17 protein-coding genes and 1 tRNA gene are annotated in these 17,127 nt (G+C 44.6%); 9 read left to right on the forward strand and 9 right to left on the reverse strand.

Annotated features, from left to right (window positions below; translation table 11 throughout):
- Positions 1-256: 256 nt before the first annotated feature.
- The 6 genes from D5270_RS14960 to D5270_RS14985 all read right to left on the reverse strand — a co-directional run bounded on the left by D5270_RS14960 (position 257) and on the right by D5270_RS14985 (position 8,605).
- A complete protein-coding gene (locus D5270_RS14960) occupies positions 257-1,198 on the reverse strand; it encodes an HNH endonuclease (protein ID WP_166544842.1) in 942 nt (313 codons plus the stop codon).
- Between the two features lie 10 nt (positions 1,199-1,208).
- Complete coding sequence (locus D5270_RS14965; RefSeq protein WP_166544843.1) at positions 1,209-1,706, reverse strand: response regulator; 498 nt, start codon at positions 1,704-1,706, stop codon at positions 1,209-1,211.
- Positions 1,678-4,164, reverse strand: a complete 2,487-nt coding sequence (locus D5270_RS14970; protein ID WP_166544844.1) for a sensor histidine kinase — start codon at positions 4,162-4,164, stop codon at positions 1,678-1,680. The genes D5270_RS14965 and D5270_RS14970 overlap by 29 nt, the downstream gene beginning before the upstream one ends.
- Before the next feature lie 12 nt (positions 4,165-4,176).
- Positions 4,177-6,084, reverse strand: coding sequence for an HsdM family class I SAM-dependent methyltransferase (locus tag D5270_RS14975; RefSeq protein WP_207709406.1), 1,908 nt, complete (start codon positions 6,082-6,084; stop codon positions 4,177-4,179).
- A 224-nt stretch (positions 6,085-6,308) separates the two neighbouring features.
- Complete coding sequence (locus tag D5270_RS14980; protein ID WP_166544845.1) at positions 6,309-7,208, reverse strand: carbohydrate ABC transporter permease; 900 nt, start codon at positions 7,206-7,208, stop codon at positions 6,309-6,311.
- Positions 7,209-7,285: 77 nt separating this feature from the next.
- Positions 7,286-8,605: an ABC transporter substrate-binding protein gene (locus D5270_RS14985; protein WP_166544846.1), complete on the reverse strand. Its 1,320-nt coding sequence runs from the start codon at positions 8,603-8,605 to the stop codon at positions 7,286-7,288.
- A gap of 415 nt (positions 8,606-9,020) precedes the next feature.
- Here D5270_RS14985 and D5270_RS14990 point away from each other — a divergent pair, with 415 nt between their 5' ends.
- The 9 genes from D5270_RS14990 (at position 9,021) to D5270_RS15030 (ending at position 14,637) form a co-directional block, all read left to right on the forward strand.
- Positions 9,021-9,650 (forward strand): corrinoid protein, encoded by a 630-nt coding sequence (locus D5270_RS14990; protein ID WP_166544847.1) that lies wholly within the window; start codon positions 9,021-9,023, stop codon positions 9,648-9,650.
- Positions 9,651-9,667: 17 nt separating this feature from the next.
- Entirely contained in the window at positions 9,668-10,657 is a 990-nt protein-coding gene (locus D5270_RS14995) for a uroporphyrinogen decarboxylase family protein (protein WP_166544848.1), read from the forward strand.
- 181 nt (positions 10,658-10,838) lie between these two features.
- Positions 10,839-11,273 carry a helix-turn-helix transcriptional regulator gene (locus D5270_RS15000; RefSeq protein ID WP_166544849.1) on the forward strand — a complete coding sequence of 145 codons (435 nt, stop codon included), beginning with the start codon at positions 10,839-10,841 and terminating at the stop codon, positions 11,271-11,273.
- A 308-nt stretch (positions 11,274-11,581) separates the two neighbouring features.
- Positions 11,582-11,658, forward strand: a tRNA-Arg gene (locus tag D5270_RS15005).
- A gap of 74 nt (positions 11,659-11,732) precedes the next feature.
- Positions 11,733-11,966 carry a hypothetical protein gene (locus D5270_RS15010; RefSeq protein ID WP_166544850.1) on the forward strand — a complete coding sequence of 78 codons (234 nt, stop codon included), beginning with the start codon at positions 11,733-11,735 and terminating at the stop codon, positions 11,964-11,966.
- Positions 11,967-11,979: 13 nt separating this feature from the next.
- Positions 11,980-12,828: an MBL fold metallo-hydrolase gene (locus tag D5270_RS15015; RefSeq protein ID WP_166544851.1), complete on the forward strand. Its 849-nt coding sequence runs from the start codon at positions 11,980-11,982 to the stop codon at positions 12,826-12,828.
- A complete protein-coding gene (locus D5270_RS15020; RefSeq protein WP_243150403.1) occupies positions 12,825-13,283 on the forward strand; it encodes an HD domain-containing protein in 459 nt (152 codons plus the stop codon). The genes D5270_RS15015 and D5270_RS15020 overlap by 4 nt, the downstream gene beginning before the upstream one ends.
- Positions 13,280-13,720, forward strand: coding sequence for a hypothetical protein (locus D5270_RS15025; protein ID WP_166544852.1), 441 nt, complete (start codon positions 13,280-13,282; stop codon positions 13,718-13,720). The genes D5270_RS15020 and D5270_RS15025 overlap by 4 nt, the downstream gene beginning before the upstream one ends.
- A gap of 110 nt (positions 13,721-13,830) precedes the next feature.
- Positions 13,831-14,637 (forward strand): aminoglycoside phosphotransferase family protein, encoded by an 807-nt coding sequence (locus D5270_RS15030; protein ID WP_166544853.1) that lies wholly within the window; start codon positions 13,831-13,833, stop codon positions 14,635-14,637.
- A 1-nt stretch (position 14,638) separates the two neighbouring features.
- Here D5270_RS15030 and D5270_RS15035 read toward each other — a convergent pair whose 3' ends face one another.
- The 3 genes from D5270_RS15035 to D5270_RS15045 form a co-directional block, all read right to left on the reverse strand.
- Positions 14,639-15,817, reverse strand: a complete 1,179-nt coding sequence (locus D5270_RS15035; protein WP_166544854.1) for a tyrosine-type recombinase/integrase — start codon at positions 15,815-15,817, stop codon at positions 14,639-14,641.
- 149 nt (positions 15,818-15,966) lie between these two features.
- Positions 15,967-16,344 carry a tyrosine-type recombinase/integrase gene (locus D5270_RS15040; protein WP_166544855.1) on the reverse strand — a complete coding sequence of 126 codons (378 nt, stop codon included), beginning with the start codon at positions 16,342-16,344 and terminating at the stop codon, positions 15,967-15,969.
- Complete coding sequence (locus tag D5270_RS15045) at positions 16,341-17,126, reverse strand: tyrosine-type recombinase/integrase (protein WP_166544856.1); 786 nt, start codon at positions 17,124-17,126, stop codon at positions 16,341-16,343. Before D5270_RS15045 ends, D5270_RS15040 begins: the two co-directional genes overlap by 4 nt.
- Position 17,127 lies beyond the last annotated feature (1 nt).

Raw genomic sequence — 17,127 nt, forward strand, 5'->3', positions numbered from 1 at the left:
ACATGGTTTACTGTCTCCTTTCTGAATGGGGTGTGATAACTTCATTCTACCAGAGAGCTGCAAACCGTGTCTCTTTTTGTTTTTGCGAAACTTATTTTACCTTATCCCTTTGATATACTAGTATCTGTGCCGATAGAATGATCGCTGCAGCCATTTCCTGCATTTTCACTCTGCCTCCTTAAAATCGGAAAGGGAGACTCGCTTGTGCGTTTCTCCCTTTTTCTCTGAAAATCATCTAAATTGATTCCAAATGCAATTATGATATTAAATGCTTGGCGCTAATTTTGATTTGCTTTAATTTATTGGTGCCAGAGGTCTCTGACAATTTTATTTCATCAGAAACAGGATAGAAATACATCCGCTGTATTTTGGGATAATAAAACAAAATACCAAAATTGCAATTTAGTTTTTCAAACCAAGTAGTTAGCTTTTCTATGTCTATGTTTTTTCTATATTCTGCTTTTTCTTCTATCGAATTATCTAACACAAGTTCGCAATAATATGTATTGCCATTGGCCTTCATCTTGATATCCATATTATACTCTTCATATACCAGAATATTTTCAATACCTTTATCATTTAGATATTCTTCTGCTTTTTCAAACATTTCATTTTTAGGTAGCATATCAAGTTCCTGCGGTTTTTTACGTATAAGCTCCACTAATTGAAATACTGACTTTGCAAAATCCCTCAATTCGATATTATCTTGAACCTTCAGTAATATTTCATCGATAAGAGAATTAATTACACGCAAATTGTTTTCATGTGCTTCCCTCGCTCTTCTGAAATAAATTTGTGTTCTGGAATTAAGTTTGAAAGTATTGATATAGAAGGTTCCTCTATCGTTTTGAGCGATATATTTATAATTATCCTTTTCTTTTCCTCCTGCAATGGCAGGAGTATTTCCAGAAAAAATATCATCAGTACAAGGGTCGAGTAGACTTGTATCCCAAATATCACTTTTCTCTTTATTACACTTTTTGCAACAATAATATAAATTATGATACTTGTGCGAATCTGACAATTTCAAAACCTGTGGCTTAAAATGGTCTATCTCAAAAAAGTTCAGACCAACTATTCCAACTTCTTTTTCTTGCAATTTGCAATACGCACATTCATGAGCGAAATCATTTCTTAAATATTCTTTGCATTTAGCGCTTGAGTAGGTTGCCCAACGCTGCTTTCTTATATATTCCATAACGACATCCTCAGCCCTTCTTTTGATCCAACTTTGAATTAATTTCCTGTAATAAACGAATAGTTTCGGTATCTTGCTGTTGTTTGATTTCAACGGCCCTATACATCATGTTTTCTTCTCTTAAACCGCAAGCTCTTTTTATCTTTTCCGCGACATCCTTATAGCGAGAATTAATTTCTGATTTTTGCAGCTCATAGTCATAGTCACCAAACTGGTCTGCAAAGTCATCAAGCTCATAGTTGGTTAAAAGAACAGCATAGATTGTGCTATCGTGTTTTCTTATTTCTCTTAACACATCTATCCCTTTATATGTGACCTGTTTCTCTAAATGAAAGTCAATAATTAGAAAATCCACATTCCTTTCAAGAATTATATCATAATAACTGTCGACTGTTAATGGAAGGTTATCCAGGTAATTGAGTTTCAACCCTTCAAGAGCAAAAAGTCGAGTATATACGTCAACATTTGCAACTTCGTCTTCAATAAATAGGCCAATCAATTCGTCCATCCTGTTCATCTCCTTTTGGTAATGTCACAATAAATTTAGCTCCTAGCAAAGTTTCAGAACGTGTAACAGATATTTCTCCATGATATTTTTCTACAATATCCATAACAATATTCAATCCTAATCCAATTCCGTTTTCTTTTGTGGTTTCAAAAGGTCTGAAAATCTCTTTTTCTTTCCCTTCTGGAACACCAGCCCCTGAATCTTCAAAATATATCATTAAATGAGAAGGGCTTTGAGAAATGGTAACAAAAATTTTGCGGTTTTCTCGTCCTTTAACTTGCTCAAAAGCATTTGTTATCATGTTGATAACGATGGACTCAAAGTCGATTTGTCTGATTTTATACTCTATTTTATCTTCACATACGAACTGTAAAGTGATATTAAAAGACTTGACTATAGTTTGATAAAAGCTGCCAATTTCCTTCAAAACACTGCTGAGATTAATTTCTGCACTAAGAGTTCTCTTTCGTTTACGTAAAAAGTTAACAATTAAATTACTGTATGCATATATACGATCAAAGTCTCCGCTAACAATAGATATAACATCTTTAATCTGGTCTATATTACCATTATCCAAATAGAGGTTAACGAGTAGTAAACTGGTTTGTATTCTGCTAACAATGTCACTTGTTTCATGACCAAAAGACCCAGTTAGCATTCCTAACGATGCCAAGTTTTTGTAAAGGTTCAATTCACTTTCTTGAAATTCAATTTTTGATTGGTACGCTTTTTGGGTTTGTGAATAATGTCTATTATAATCATATTGGATCTTTTCAATCCCTTGCTTCTTTTTTTCGGTATGTTCAATATATGTTTTTAGAAGCGAATCGATTGCTTTAACTGAAACATCTCCGACATTAGAAGATAATTTTCCAATTTGCTTTACAAAATCATCTTCCTTATATAAGTCTTTTAAGTTTTCAAATTGAGAGTCAATTTTTCTCTTTTCATCTGCAAGCTTTTGGATTTCTTCTTGTTCAGCCAAGTAGGCCCTTCTCCTAACTTCGCTGATAAGGTTTGTACATTTAGTTAAAAATGTGACAAGCTGTGCGTAAGCTTCATTTTCTATAATGCCTTCTCTGTTAGTTGCATCAATTAATAGAGGATTACTCTCATCTCCAATTTTAACCACACCTATAACCTGATTATTTCCCACAAGGTATCCGTGCGTATCTTTTACCTTTTTTTGGTCCAGCAAAAGCCAATCATTCCCAATATCTCCATATGGCTTTACTCTAAAATTATCTCGATAGATTTTGATTCCACAATACGTGTCTAAAATTCTTTGAGCAAATCTAAAATTATATCCAGACTCGGCATCAGACAAATTTCCACTATCTCTTAGGAAGAAGTATATCTCCACCTTCAAGTTTCCGCATAGCAAAGGGGTTTCATAGTTCTCTTCAGCAGTATCGGTTTTTCCTCCTTTATCAATATAAGTTATGCGTGATTTTTGAGCATTATCAAAAATTTCAGCATCAATTTTAGCATATCTTAAATCAAGGATTTCATTGACCAATACCATATCCTCTACTTTAAACGCAGGAGCTACTAATTCAATTTTGAATGGGTCACTCTCTATAAAATCCGGAGCTACTAATAAGCGCAATTCTTTCTGAAGCTTGTCAATGTCTCTTTGTCTCCATTCGTCTCTCAAACCTTCCATGATAAAAACCATACCAGTTTGAGGTTCAGATAAATTATACTTATTATATAGCTCTACGAGCATATTAAATATTTCTGATTCCTTTTGTAAATCTATAGTGTCCAATGAACTTGAAACGTCACCAATCAGTAATTCAATATTCTCGTATTTCTTTATTATCGGCACTACTTTATCTTCAAGTAGGCGAAGGGCATCGCTGCTATAAAACATAGGGTACTCAAAATTTCTTGTTCCAAATATTGACTCCACAATGGCTTTATCTTCCTGAAAGATCTTATCTGTAACCATGAAATAGTCAAGCTGATTACAAATAAATTTTGCGGCTGAAGATTCTTGATGGTCCTTTAGTATACCAATTCTCTGGGTCAATGCTGGGATATTTATTTCCTCATAGCTGTTCCAGTTAATATCTACTCTATATGGCGATTCAAATTCAGGAAATGAGAAAATTCGGACTTTTTCTGCTAAACGTTCAACAGAAAATCTACCAATGCCTTTTTTGCCTGCTTTTTTTCTGCCGTTAGGGGTGTAGGGTTCAGTAACTTTATTGTTTGTGCCAATAACCATCCATTTGTTTTCAAATTCTGATTGTGTCATACCTGTACCAGTATCAATTAGGATAATCCTGCTTTGCGGGGTATTAGGTTTATCTAAAATGACTTTCACACCATAGGCATCTGCATCGTAAGAGTTTTTAATCAGTTCCACCAAAGCTGTTACGAAATCTGTAACAAGTTCACGCCCTAATTGGCTAATATGGCGGGAATTTGTTTTAAACTGCAGTTTTTTCACAAAAGCTTCACCTCAATAACCTATAATCATATTTGTTTCATTAGCAGATAAATCATAGGCTTCGCACACAAGCCTATCCAGTTCATCCTGACGTTCTCTTAATTCTAATAAATGCTCTGATACGAATACCGAAATGTCTTGTACATTATTGTTAGAAAAAGGCAGTAGATTCAATTCGTTGGAAGACACTTGTGTATTACCGCTTATGCTTATAAAAGCATAATTTATTAGTTTCGAGTTAAGCAGTCCCAAATAGTAATACATTATTTCATCTGTTAAAATTTTTCCTTTTTCAGATTTAGAGCATAAGAAATTTACGTGATTTTCTAAAAAATAGCTAGCGTAGCTATTCAAAAATTCATCGGATATCAAGCATGCTTTTAAACGTATGTCCTTTTCAAAGTTAGTTGTTCGTTGTACCAATAATCTCTTACCTGATAAAACATAATTGCATGTTTTGTCAGTCATTTTCGCAAACGACTTCCGTTTACTATTAGCCCAAGAAGTAATGAATCGGAAATCTATAGGCTGAACATCTGCACTATAAACAATTGGGATAGCCCCTTCAGGGGAGTCAGTAAGGGATTCCTTATGTTGATTCCATACGAATAAGCCATTAGAGAATTTCACCAATGAGTCATTTGCAGCAAGCGTTGTGCTATTACTACAGACTTTTTCCAATATGCCATACATTTCAAATTTCTTATTAATGATAAACATATAATTACTATCTTTGTCCGTCATTAACTTAGAGCGAGGTATTGAATATTCAGATAAAACAGCTTGGTTTGTATTAGTAAATTGTATTTTTGTTTTAGTATTACTCGCAGGCGTGTTTTGTAAACAGATTATTAGAACCGCTTGTTCCGCTCTGTCAAATATGTTTTGTCTAGAATCAATATGCAATATTGATTTAATTTGCAAACTGTTTATTTCCTCACGAAGTTTCTTGAAATAGAGTCCGGAACGGATGGATTGAGGTACAATAAAACTCATTGTACCGTTAGGGGATAAATGAGATATTCCCCAATGCATAAATAAAGAATATATATTGGGCTGTCCGTATATTATGGTTTGATATCCATCTATATCTTTTAATGCTTTGGAGTCTAGTTTGAAATAAGGTGGATTGCCAAGTATAATTGAAAAAGTGTTTTTCTCTTCATCTGTAATTGTATTTTTCCATTTCATATTATTTAGTGTAGGAACGGCAAGTGAAAACTTGTTTTTATGCGCGGTATCAGGTGCTATTTCCAATAATATATTTAAAACGCTTAACTTCGTAGCAATAACTGAAAATGGGTTTACATCGTAGGCAAACATATTGTTTTCAACAAACTCGATCAATTTATCGAATGAAAGAAAAGCGCTCATCTGCTTAATAATTTCTACAACAAAAACACCAGTTCCACATGCAGGATCCACTACTAAATCCTGGTCAGATAGAACTTTCAATTCATCTCTAACTTCAAATACCATTTTTTGAGCTATTCTTGTAGGAGTATAAAATTGACCTAATTTCTTCTTAACGTCTTTAGCAATGAATCTGTCATGTTCGTTTATTAATTCACATATTTCTTTCCCGGTAGGTATATTACAATTATTCAATTGCAATATCATGATATCGTCTTTTATTTTATACCATGAGAACATTCTATTGGTATCAAGAATACGTAAAATGTGCAAATATTCCTTTGAACAGCCCATACCATATGCCAGAAAGTATGTAATAACATGAATAAATGCTATTTCAAACGCTATTGTTTTTTCTAAAAGTTGATTATTAGAATCAAGAATAGTGTTTTTGCTGGAATAATTCATTTTCCCGTAGTATGTTTTTTCAAAAGAGCACGGGAGATTACGTACAACATCTTCTGAAACTGATAAAATAATGTCTTTTATTGACTGCATTAATATCATTTGCCTTTCGCGGGTTATCTATATACTGTTGCGGCTTTTCTATAAGACTAACGATTGCGTAGTTTAGTACATTGTAACCCTTTTCCCAAAGAAAGTCAACGGTACCCAGCCAATCAACTCCAGTTATTCGGTTGTACAGTTTAGTGCAAAAATAAACTTATCCAAACTGATTCAGACAACGAAAATCCAGATAAGGACCTTAGAAACTGAAATCTTATTTGTCATTAGTCCTCCTCCTTTATAATGTTCCTGATATTGCCGGAAGAAAACAGAAGAATTATAATAAACAGGCCGTAGGCGACAGCGGCTCCGTATCCGAAGTCAAAGCGTTTGAAAGCGGTGTCGTACATATACCAGATAGAGGTAAGGCAGCTTCTGTCAGGGCCGCCGGTAACCCCGCCCACTCGTGAGAAGAGCAGCTGCGGCTCCGCGAATAGCTGCAAACCGCCAATAATGCTGGTGGTTATCAGAAACATAAAGGTGTCCTTCAGCATGGGGATAGTGATTTTAGTAAATTTTTTCCACCACCCTGCGCCGTCTATGCTGGCGGACTCATACAGGTCGTCGGAGATACCGGAGAGGCCCGCCATGAACATGACCATCATATATCCAAAATACTTCCATACCAAAAGCAGGACCACTACCGCCATGGCGGTAAAGGGCTGCCCCAGCCAGTCAATATAGTCTGTGGTGATACCCAGGGACATCAGCAGCTGGTTGACCGTCCCGATACGGGTATCAAAAAGTATTGCAAACACCAGGCCGATAGCCACCGGCGTGGTAATATTGGGCGTGTAATTGATAAACTGAAACGCCCCCCGGGTTTTACGAAAATAGTCCTTCAGCAATACAGCCATCAGCAGGCCGCAGCCTAGCTGAAGGGGGATGGCGATGACAATAAGCACTATTGTATTCCATAGGCTTTTGTAAAAAAGCGGGTCTGAGGTAAAGAGCCGGATATAATTATCGAAGCCCACAAAAACACTCGGATTTACCCCGTCCCACTTTGTCAGGCTGATGACGAAGGAATAGATAATCGGGAATAGATTGAACGCGATATAAATGGTGAAAAACGGCAAAAGGAAAAGATAGGGATAGGCTTTATTGATTCTTTTTGTTTTCATGTTTCACTTAGCCCTCCGAAAAATAATAAAAAGGGGAGAACAATCAGCTGATACATCCTCCCCTTTCCCAGAACAAGTTATTCAGCTTCCAATTCAGGAACTTTATTTCTTACTTCATCGGTAATATCAGCCAAGATTTGGTCCACTGTGATATCCCCGTTGCTGTCCGCGATAGTATCCTCCGCTATCTTTATGGCCTCCTGTACCTCCATGTCGTACTGGTGGACCTTCCTGGGAACGGTGGTGTTGGGGATAATGGTCTGTGCATAGGTCTTCAGCACATCCTGCCCGCCAAAGAAGTCGTCCACAACGCTGTAGAACTCCTCGTCCTCGTAAACAGGCTTATAGGCGCTCATATAATCCAGGTGGTCCCTGTTGGAAACAGCCCCTTCAATAGTGTAATAGCACCAGTTGACGTAAGCAAAGCCAGCTTCCTTATCCTCTGCCTTAGCGGGGATAGCCACGACAGTACCGCCGTTCATGTAGCCGCCTTCCGGAGGAATCATCAGGCCCCAGTTGCCGCTTCCGTTGGGGTCCTTTACCTTATACCTCCATGTAGGGGCCCAGGTGGGGCAACCGAAGAAAATATGGTTTTCACCGGCGATTGCCGCGTCGCCAGCGGGGGTGTCCCCCTCGATATTATCCACAATACCGGCCTTCTGCATGGTAATGGCCATGTTAAACGCGTCCCCAAGAGATGCCTTCAGGTTCAGCTTGTTGTCCACAACAAACGGCTCCTGGTTCTGTCCCACCATAATATCGAAAGGCTGGGAGATATGGGTAAACAGCTTTACTTCCCCGTTGGATTTTTCAAGAACCTCCTTACCGGCCTCAAGCATGTCGTCCCAGGTCTTTATCATACTTGCCAGCTCTTCCGGGTCGTCAGTTCCCAGATACTTTTTAGCCAAATCCCTTTTATACGCAAGCCCCGCAACAGGGGTGGAGACTTCAATGCCGGCAAGCTTTCCGCTGGGAGTTTCTGAGAGGGGAATCTGGTAGTCCAGCATTTTGCTCCTGTCCAGATTATAGGGAGCCTGAGTCAGGTCCTCCCAGCATTCCAGAGCCATTATCTTTCCTCTGTTGGAGATTTCGCACCACACAACGTCGGGCAAATCAGAGTCAGAGGCAAGGGCTGTCTGAATCTTCATGGGCATGTCAGCCGACGCCACTGTTGTGAATTCAATTTTGATGTCGGGATACACCTCGTTGAAATCATCAATAATCTCCTGCTGGTTTTCCTGCGGCTCCCAGGTCCATACTTCCACGGTAGCCTTTAAATCATCGGCAGCTGCAGATTCTGCCTCGCTCACTTCCTCCGAGGAGCCGGAGCTTTCGATGGTGGAGCTCTCAGGCTTGTCCGCCGGGGGCGAGCATGCCGCAAAAATTCCGACTATCATTAATACAGTCAGAAAAAGCGGCAATAAACGGTAGCTTTGTTTCATTGGTACATCATCCTTTCTGAAATTGAGATGCAAAACGCATCTTTAGTGGTCTCATTATATCGCGGGACTATACGGCATATACAGATAACAAAATATAGATTTTTAACAAAAAGCATGAGTTTCAAGCGACCGTCAAATTTGTGATATAAAGAGGGATTCTTACCATAGTTTTTATTAAAAACACATAGTTTGTTATCTGTTGGGCCCTACAGCTTCATGGTATAATGCCCATAGAGGAGGGCGCAAGCCCGAAAAGGACGAAGCGTATCATCGAAGCGGTTAAGAGGACCGGACGCTATCTTATATTGCTTTTCAGATACATTGCTTTGTATTACATTTTTAACCAAGAAAATTCAAGGAGGCTTTTAAAATGATTCTGCACGAGATTGCTGAGCAGCTGGAGGCCGGGAAATCAAAGGCGGTGAAAACCCTCGTACAGCAGGCAATAGATGAAGGCGTACCGCCCCAGGATATTCTGAAAGAGGGCTTGCTTGGCGGTATGGGCTCTATCGGTGAAAAGTTCAAGAGGAACGAGGTATTTGTTCCCGAAGTGCTGATGGCTGCCCGCGCCATGAACCAGAGCATTGAGATTTTAAAGCCGCTGCTGGCAGAGTCCGGCGTGGAGCCGGTTGGCAGGGCCTGTATCGGCACAGTGCAGGGGGACCTGCACGATATCGGTAAAAATCTGGTCAAGATGATGCTGGAGGGCAAGGGCTTTGAAGTAATCGACTTGGGCACCAATGTGGCACCAGAGACCTTTGTAAACGCCGCCATTGAGAATAGCTGCGATATTATCTGCTGCTCCGCTCTGCTGACCACCACTATGCACGTTATGGAGGACGTGGTAAAGGCCGTGGACGCCGCCGGTATTCATAACAGGGTAAAAGTCATGATTGGCGGCGCTCCTGTCAACGAAGGCTTCTGCAGGCAGATTGGCGCGGACGCTTATACTGCCGACGCCGCCAGTGCGGCGGATATGGCCCTGTCATTTGTACAGTAAGGGGAGGAACTTCATCTATGAATATAAGCAGGTTCCTTTGGGACGCCGCAGCGAACTCTCAGCGCGGGTTGCCTGTCCTCTCATTTCCCGCAGCACAGAAGCTGGGTGTTGACATAGAGCAGCTTGTAAAAACCGCCGGGCTTCAGGCAAGGGCCATGGAGGTTATCGCAAGGGAGACGGATATCCTGGCGGCGGTCAGCCTGATGGACCTCTCCGTGGAGGCGGAAGCCTTTGGAGCAAAGGTTAATTTTTCCAAAAATGAGATTCCTGCTATTGTGGGCCAGCTGGTATCTTACGAGGAGGAAGCCAGGGCGCTGCAGATACCCTCTTTAGACGCAGGCCGTGCCAGGGTCTGTGTAGAGGGCGTCCGCCAGGCAAAGGGGCTGATTGACAAAAAACCCCTGCTTGCCGGTATCATCGGGCCCTTCTCCCTGGCTGGACGCCTTATGGATGTTACGGAAAGCATGTACATCTGCTACGACGAGCCGGATACGGTTCATATCGTTCTGGAAAAGGCCACAGAATATCTGATTCAGTACGGAACCGCAATGAAGGAGGCAGGGGCTGACGGGATTTTGATGGCAGAGCCCCTTACAGGCATTTTGAACCCGGAAATGGCCGCGGAATTCTCAGTGCCATATGTGAAGCGCATTATTGACGCCCTTCAGGACAGGGAATTCGGCATTGTGTATCATAATTGCGGCGGCTCCGTGCCGAGGATGCTGGACGAAATTTTCTCCCAGAACGCTGTGGCCTATCATTTTGGCAACGCTGTCAGGATGGAGGAGATTTTGGCAGCGGCCCCGGCGGACGTGCTCTGTATGGGAAATGTAGACCCCGCCTCTCAGTTTGCTCAGGGCACCCCTGAGTCGGTATATGCAGCCACAAGGGAACTCATAGAGAAGTGTGGGAAATACAGGAACTTCATCCCTTCTTCCGGGTGCGATATTCCCGCTCATTCCAAGTGGGAAAATATCGAGGCTTTCTTTAAAGCCTTAAAGGACTAATCTTTAACCGCGCCTGATGGAGCCTTCATTGGGCGCAGTTTTTATTGGAAGTAGCGCGTGAAAAAAGTTCCCCTTATTGTTCTTTGAGCGCAAAATACTGGATTTTTTGCCGGGTATGGTGTAAAATAAACACGTACCTTTTGATGTTATGTGGTGAATTGTGATTGGAATGGGGCATTGTATGGAAAAGGATGTGCACGTTTCCGCACAGGAGGAGAGTTTGGCGTCCAAGCTCAGGCGTCACCGTCTGCGGGTAGGCTATACCCAGGGGAATGTGGCGGAAGTATTGAATATTACGCGCTCCACCTATACTTATTATGAATCCGGCAGGACCAGCCCGGACCCCGCGACGCTGAACCGAATTGCTAAGCTTTTCGGTGTGTCAGTTGAAGAATTTTTCAACGATGAGCCCTCACAGGACGTGTTGTTTGACCCCGAAGGAGAAAAGCGGCGCGCACCCAAAAAGGTCAAATCCGACCCTGAAAAAATCGCTGAGCTTGCCACAGGTGAGCGGTCTGTAGTTGCCTTCATGCGGGACAGGGGGATTTCACCCGAACAGGCACTGGAAATTCTTAGAGGGGGTCTTAGCGTGAATAACAAGCAGGACAACTATTGACCCTTTCAAAAAGTTCTTCCGTACCCGACGAAAATCGACGGATTCCGCACTTTGCATATGGTATGATACAGCGGTATCAGCCCTAAGGTTGTCGTGCGGTTTTCACAATATATTTTGCGCTTGTAGCTCAGTTGGATAGAGTATCAGACTCCGACGTTTCAGGCCGTTTCAGTTGAGATGAGCCGAAAAGCCCAGTGTTTTCTAGGGGTTTCGAAGTTTGCAGAAAGAAAAAATTTCGTCTTTGACTACTGTTTGACCACTATTTTTACAAAGTTGACTACCGCGGGTTTCGCGGTTCTCATAAATATGCGCTTGTAGCTCAGTTGGATAGAGTATTAGACTCCGACTCTAAGGGCCGCTGGTTCGAATCCAGTCAAGCGCGCCAGAGAAAAGCCCTTGGTTTTTACCGAGGGCTTTTTTGAAATTATTGTAGTAGTTACGATGAAGGAGGTGCACGAGATGATGTACCCATTTCTCACTTTGGATGACGGAACGGAAATCGTCCACTCGGAAATGTTGCTCGATGCCCGGGTAAAGGTTTATATGGAGCGTCCGGACGAGACACAGGGGTTCATCCATGCTACCTGTTTTTTGCCGAATTGTGAGTGGGAAGATGTTTCAGGGTTTTCTGAAACTGAGATAGAACGGCTGCAGGATGTGATATGTTCTGCGGCCCACTTGATTATACCATAGGAGGAACCTAGCAATGGAATCTAAATTTTTCAAAGCAAAGAAGATTTACGACAACGTGACCCTGATTGCCGGTCTGGGCGGCGAGCAAAGCTACTTAATCGAGGGCAACGAGAAGGCGTTGCTTATTGACGGGTTGGCCGGTGTTGGTAGTCTGAAGGCTTTCGTGCGCGAGCTGACCGACCTGCCTGTCACGCTGGTGAATACCCACGGCCATGTTGACCATATCGGCGCGGATTTCGAGTACAGCGAGGTTTACATTGACCCGGAAGACATTGCCCTGCTGTACGAGCACTCCGACCGGGAAATGCGCCTGGGCTTTGCCAAGAGCGGCGCCATGTTCGGGCCTCTGCCTGTCGAGCCTAGGCTGGATGATGTGACCGTACCCGGCCCCATCAAGACTCTGCCGCTGAAAGATGGCGACATCTTCGACCTGGGCGGCGTTCAGCTGGAAACCATCTCTGTTCCCGGCCACACCAGAGGTACGGTAGTTTTCCTTGACCGGGCGCGGAGCGTGGTGTATTCCGGCGATGCCTGCAACCGCAACACTTTACTGTTCACGGAGTTCTCCACTTCTATTGAGGAGTATAAGGAAAGTTTGCTGCACTTCCAGAGTTTCGAGGACGCTTTTGAGCTGTTGTGGGGCGGCCACGGCGGTCAAGCGGAAAAGAAATCTATCATTGAGGACGCGCTCCAACTCTGCGATCAAATCATGGCCGGGACAGATGACGCGGTCGAGGCTGTTAGTATTGGCAGGCCCTGCTGGTACGCTAAGGCCAAGAACGAGCGTTTTCAGCGCTTTGACGGCGGCGTGGCGAACATCGCCTATGCCAAAAATCGTATCTGGAAAAAGGATTTACAATGAAGATCAACCCGCTGATAATCGTCCAGCATTATGGCAGGGATATTCTGGAATCGCCCGGCATGGAGATGAGTAAAGGGTTTATGCAGCACGGGGACACCAGCGTGTTCGCGCACTCGCTGGCGGTGGCGCTGATTTGCGTACAGATTGCGTATTTTCTGCCGAAGTTCCTATCGAAACACCTAAACAAGAGAGCGCTGGTGCGCGGTGCGCTCCTACACGATTATTTTCTCTATGATTGGCACACCAAGCATGAGGGGCATAGTCTGCACGGATTCTTCCACCCTGGTCGGGCGTTAAAGAATGCGGAGCGTGACTTTTCCCTCTCACCTACGGAGCGCAACATGATTAAAACGCATATGTTTCCGCTGACACTACCGCCGCCGAGGTATAAAGAGAGTTGGATTCTGGTGGTGGCGGACAAGGTTTGCGCCATCAAAGAAACTTTTAAGAAATGAGGCAGTTTACTGTGAAGATAGATAAGTTTTCATACCAGCTAGGCGCGGCTGACTGCTTTTGCGAAATGGTTCGGGCTGGGGTGAAAAAGATTGCACTGTCCCATCCCTGCGATACCAAGGATGAACGGGACAGCTTTCTGCCGGAGTTTGATAAGCTGTGTGAGAAGTACGGCGTTTGCTACTATGTTGAGGATGGATCTTTTTTGACAGACCTCTTTCCTCTATCGATGAATCAGGGCAAATTCAATGTGATTTTCTATCAGGATGAAGCGGTACTGAGGGAATACCTTGACTTGAAAGCAGAAAAAGAAAAGGCTATTGCCGAGGGCAAATATGCTGATTGCCGGGAGGATATCGCCCGGCGCTACGGCAAGCTGCTTTCGTACACGGATGGGGGAATCCAGCGTCTGCTGGAGGCAAACTCGGATAAGGCGTAGGGCCAATGCTATTCAACGAACCCATCCATAATTGGAGCGAATGGGGCGCGATATTCCAATCGATAGAAGCGTTTACCCCGCTGGCGAAGGAAATCTTTTGCCGGGAGGGAATGGCGTTTTCCCGACTTGAAAACCTGACGCCCGGAACCAACGCGGTCTTTCGCGCGGGGGATTATGTGGTGAAAATATTTGCTCCCCGCGAGTCCGGCATGGAGCCGCAGGTGGACTATATCAATGAATCCGCTGTTTGCGGCGCGCTGACCCGCTGGGGGATTTCCACTCCCCGCCTGATTGCCCATGGTAAGATACAAGACACCTACCTTTTCTACTATCTGATCACGGAATACTGCCCCGGCGAGGAAGCTGGGACGTGGCTGGAAAGCGACAGTCCCAGCCAACTGGAGGACTTCATTCGGCAGCTTAAGGGGGTACTCCAGGCCATGCACCGCTCCGCCGATGGGCTGATACCGCCGGTCGACCTGCTGGGGCAAGCTTTGGATAATCCCCGCCTGGAACGTTTGCCAGTTAGTTTGCACGATGAAATGGCAAAGCGCGCATCAAAACTGAATGTGACAGACACTGTGCTGGTACACGGTGATTTAACCGGTGAAAACATCCTGATTGGAGCGGATAACTCGCCTATCATAATCGACTGCGCAGATGCCTGCTTAGCCCCCTGGTGGTACGAGCTGGCCCCGCTGGTCTTTGAGCTTTTCCACTGCCGCGGGGATTTGCTGCGGCTGTTCGCGGACACTGATCCGGAGGTGTTCGTAGAACAAGTCATGGATGCTGTTTGCATCCATGACTTCGGAGCGAATATGCTGTGGGGTACGGCCGTCCGGGAAAGGATTCCATGCTTTTCGCATTTGGCAGAGGTCAGAGAGTTTCTGATGAGCCGAATGTGCGGTCGCACTTGAGTTATATGTCTAGGCTCTCTTGCAAAACTGCGCTTGCCGCCTTCTTCTTATCGTCAAAAGCATGGGTGTAAATGTCCAGCGTAGTGGACACCTGGGAGTGGCCCAGCAAACCTGATACGGTAGCCACGTCTGCACCACCAGCAATCATAAGGCTCGCTGCTGTGTGTCTGAGACTATGGACATTAAGGGTTGACGGTAGTCCATGCTTTTTCAAAATCAGCTTGAACCGCCAAGTAAAGCTGCTGGGGGTCATGGGAAGTTCCATTCCATGTCTGCGGAAAATGTAGTCATCGGGAATTAGTTCACGTTCATCATAGGTTTTAGTTTCCTGCTGACAGAATTTGCGGTACTCTTTCAGCAGACTTGCCATCTCAGCGGAAAAGTACACATAGCGGTCACCAGCGGTGGTTTTCGGCTCCTTGACGATGATATCCTCGCCAGTAACCTTGACCACGTTTCGGCAGATGTGGATGGACTTCTCATTGAAATTCACATCGCACCATTTTAAGCCGCAGCACTCGCCCCTGCGCATTCCGGTGGCAATAATCAACTTGAAGTAAGTTTCATATTTAATACTTTCTTCCTCCAGTGCCGCAATGAGTTTCTGCGTAGTTTCCTCGTCAGCCACGTTCTGCTTTTTCTTCTTTTTGCCAGTGTACTTATAAGTGCGCCAAGCCGGATTATGCGACAAAAAGCCGCCCTCCATCGCGTCGGAGAGGATGCCACACAAGCAAGCGTGGACACCCTCAACGGTGCATTCGGAGAGCGGCTTTCCGGTCACAGAATTCTTTTGCTTACGAAGTTCGGCGTAGAGATTTCGGAAGTGTTCGGGCTTTAGGTCGGTGAGTTTGTAGCCGCCCAGGTACGGCATGAAACGGTCGATATCCTGCTTGTCCCGGGCCAGCGTAGACTTTGCCAGCTTAGTGGGCGCAATCTCTCTTAGCCACATTTCCGTGTAGGCCGCGAGAGTAATGGACTTGTCCACTTTCAACGGTTCGTTTTTGCATTGGCGCTCGAAGAGAGCGGCTTCTTCCTCGAGCCATTTTTCCTTGGCTTTAGGTGTCAAATCTTCGGGAGGATGGACGGTTTTCTGCTGGGGCTTGCGGCGTTTACCATCGAAATCGTAGCCCGTGGAAACTACGATCAGATAGCTGTTGCCCCGTTTGCGGATGCTCGCCATAGTGTAGACCTCTTTCCTTTGGTGATTTGCCCTGTTGAGGCAACCTCACAATAGCACACGGCCTGCCGGAAGTCCAGTGGCAGATCCACTTTCTACTTCTGCAACAAAATGTGTGGGCTATGGCTGTCCATAGGCGAATCACTTTGTCGCTAGGCGCTGTGCAGGAGTACGTCTGTCATTACAGTTGCGGCCTGATTTTTTAACTCCATCTGCGGGTGGCAGTAGGTACGCTCCAGGAAGGAGGTATCAGCGTGGCCAGCCAATTCTGCTACAGTTTGCTTATCCACGCCATGGTGGAGCAACGATGAAATCGCATAATGGCGCAGGGTGTGGAGGTGAAAAGAATCCGGGAAACCGTTTTCCTTGAAAATTTTTCGCAGGTGCTTTGTAAATGTATCCGGATGGATGAAGTTCCCATATTCATCGGCGAATAGATAGGGGCTTACCTCGCGCCCAGCTTTTTGCGCCAAGTTATTCTTATAGTGACAATAGCCCAGCACCAACGACGTGATTTCATCTTCGATCACATATTGCGGCTGCGGCCATTCTTGGTCGGCCCCTCCTGCACCCCCTGGCCGGGAATGTGGCTCCGGGAGCGGCTGACCGTAAGTACGCAGCGAGACTTATCCATCATAATGAAATCGTGCCATTTCAAAGCGCAGAGCTCACCCCGGCGGCACCCGGTGTAGAGCGCAAGCACATAGAAAATTTTGTACTCCTGCGGCTCGTCCAGGAGCGCATTAAGGAACCGGTTGGCATCTTCCTCGCTGGGAATAAATTGCTCACGCTTTTCAGTGTCGGGCAAATCAATCATCCGTGCCGGGTTCTTCTGGATGATTTCGTTCCGCTTAGCATCACTGAGCACCGCCGATACCACCGTCAAATATTTCTGCACTGTGGCCTCTTGCACAGGCTTGCCGTGATTGCTGCGCTTACGAAGTTCCACTAGCATATTCTCCAGAGCAATGGGCCGCAGTTTGTTTAGCTTGATGGCTCCGATGAAAGGGTAGGTTACTTTCAACATTCGCTGGTAGCTTGCGATGGTACCCGCCGCGTACTTCACCTGCCTGTCCAGCCAGCGGTTAGCGTATTCCTCGAAAGCCATCTCTCCATCCTCGCAGAATCCCTGCTTGATAGTTCTCTCCATTTCCTCGGCGGCATGAGAAACGTACTGCCGGACACCACGCTTGCCAACGCTGTCCGGCACAGTGATCGTCTTGGCCTTTGAAATTTTCCGTCCGTCAGGGCTATACCCATTGCTGACAGTAATCTTGAATTTGCGCTCGTTCAACTGCTTGATACTTGCCACT

The organism is Acutalibacter sp. 1XD8-36, from assembly GCF_009917525.1.
Classification (GTDB): domain Bacteria; phylum Bacillota; class Clostridia; order Oscillospirales; family Acutalibacteraceae; genus Acutalibacter.

Bases quoted from the DNA above. Each gene is read 5' to 3' on its own strand.
- D5270_RS14960 (WP_166544842.1), bottom strand. From the start codon at position 1,198: ATGGAATATATAAGAAAGCAGCGTTGGGCAACCTACTCAAGCGCTAAA.
- D5270_RS14965 (WP_166544843.1), bottom strand. From the start codon at position 1,706: ATGGACGAATTGATTGGCCTATTTATTGAAGACGAAGTTGCAAATGTT.
- D5270_RS14975 (WP_207709406.1), bottom strand. From the start codon at position 6,084: ATGATATTAATGCAGTCAATAAAAGACATTATTTTATCAGTTTCAGAA.
- D5270_RS14980 (WP_166544845.1), bottom strand. From the start codon at position 7,208: ATGAAAACAAAAAGAATCAATAAAGCCTATCCCTATCTTTTCCTTTTG.
- D5270_RS14985 (WP_166544846.1), bottom strand. From the start codon at position 8,605: ATGATAGTCGGAATTTTTGCGGCATGCTCGCCCCCGGCGGACAAGCCT.
- D5270_RS14990 (WP_166544847.1), top strand. From the start codon at position 9,021: ATGATTCTGCACGAGATTGCTGAGCAGCTGGAGGCCGGGAAATCAAAG.
- D5270_RS14995 (WP_166544848.1), top strand. From the start codon at position 9,668: ATGAATATAAGCAGGTTCCTTTGGGACGCCGCAGCGAACTCTCAGCGC.
- D5270_RS15000 (WP_166544849.1), top strand. From the start codon at position 10,839: ATGGAAAAGGATGTGCACGTTTCCGCACAGGAGGAGAGTTTGGCGTCC.
- D5270_RS15010 (WP_166544850.1), top strand. From the start codon at position 11,733: ATGATGTACCCATTTCTCACTTTGGATGACGGAACGGAAATCGTCCAC.
- D5270_RS15015 (WP_166544851.1), top strand. From the start codon at position 11,980: ATGGAATCTAAATTTTTCAAAGCAAAGAAGATTTACGACAACGTGACC.
- D5270_RS15020 (WP_243150403.1), top strand. From the start codon at position 12,825: ATGAAGATCAACCCGCTGATAATCGTCCAGCATTATGGCAGGGATATT.
- D5270_RS15025 (WP_166544852.1), top strand. From the start codon at position 13,280: ATGAGGCAGTTTACTGTGAAGATAGATAAGTTTTCATACCAGCTAGGC.
- D5270_RS15030 (WP_166544853.1), top strand. From the start codon at position 13,831: ATGGCGTTTTCCCGACTTGAAAACCTGACGCCCGGAACCAACGCGGTC.
- D5270_RS15035 (WP_166544854.1), bottom strand. From the start codon at position 15,817: ATGGCGAGCATCCGCAAACGGGGCAACAGCTATCTGATCGTAGTTTCC.